The 954-nt window shown below is 45.0% G+C and carries 1 protein-coding gene and 1 pseudogene; both read right to left on the bottom strand.

Annotated elements, in window-relative coordinates:
- Window positions 1-93: 93 nt before the first annotated feature.
- Entirely contained in the window at window positions 94-321 is a 228-nt protein-coding gene (locus A3SI_RS16780) for a TonB-dependent receptor (protein ID WP_009057919.1), read from the bottom strand.
- A 37-nt stretch (window positions 322-358) separates the two neighbouring features.
- A pseudogene (locus tag A3SI_RS16775) lies at window positions 359-954 on the bottom strand (hypothetical protein); the annotation flags it as partial.

The following is a 954-nucleotide window of genomic DNA, read 5'->3' as shown; positions in this document are numbered from 1 at the left end:
AGTCCTTTAATGGATATCCAGAACAACCGCTGCATCCAATTCCTCTCTACTTTTTTAAAGAGACCACAAAAGAAGTGTTGCGCTTTAGCTCTGCTAGCGCAAATACCTGCGAGGCATAGCCATATAGGAAACCCGTAAACTATCACTGCCCTTCACCTCGGATGGAAGCGCAAAGGAAAATGCCCCCTCTGCATTTCCTACCGCTTGCTTGGCCTGCTGAACCAAAACCAAATGCGCATGGGCTAGGCCCTCGCCCGTTTCGGCATCCACCACCTTACCGCGTATCACTTCGCGCTGCGCCAGCGCTGAACTCAGCACCATACAGCAACACAGCCATGAAACTAAAAAAATTCTCATCTTAAATGGATAATACATAAAACCCCTGTTGTTCACCCATTTCATCAAAATAACCATCGGCAATGTACTTTCGCTCCGAAACCTTGCCAATCAATCGAAAGCGCTCAGGAACTGCAGTATCCGAAATCAACTGTTCTCCTTGATAAATCTGTAAACGTAATGGATTTTTCAACTCCTCACCTGTCACCTGCTCGGTACCCCCTGTCCTGTAGGTACAGAATACGATATCCGCTTCCTCATCCACAAAGACATCCTTATAAAAACCATCCTTAAAACGCGATTCAAGAAATAAATCCGTCTCAAACGCTACCTCCAAGGTACGCGTCTCGGGATATTTGGTGCGCATGTTTACTCCTGGTTCCCCAAAAGAACTAACCAGGTTCGATGAGGCATCGAACACATAGATAGTCGGATCCACCTCAAAAGTCATCCATTGCTTGCCAGAACTCCCTATATGAAAATCAAAAAAGATATGAAAGGGAACAAAGCGATACTGCTGATAACTTTCAGGAAAATGATGAAGCAGTTCTTCGATTTTCCCATCTTTTCGACTAATCTTCGCCACCAAAAAGGCTTCTTTGTAAAATTCTGGCGTGA

It is taken from the genome of Nitritalea halalkaliphila LW7 (assembly GCF_000265075.1).
Taxonomy (GTDB): domain Bacteria; phylum Bacteroidota; class Bacteroidia; order Cytophagales; family Cyclobacteriaceae; genus Nitritalea; species Nitritalea halalkaliphila.
The sequence above is the reverse complement of the archived record's forward strand: the minus strand, read 5'-3'. Positions and strand labels throughout refer to the sequence as shown.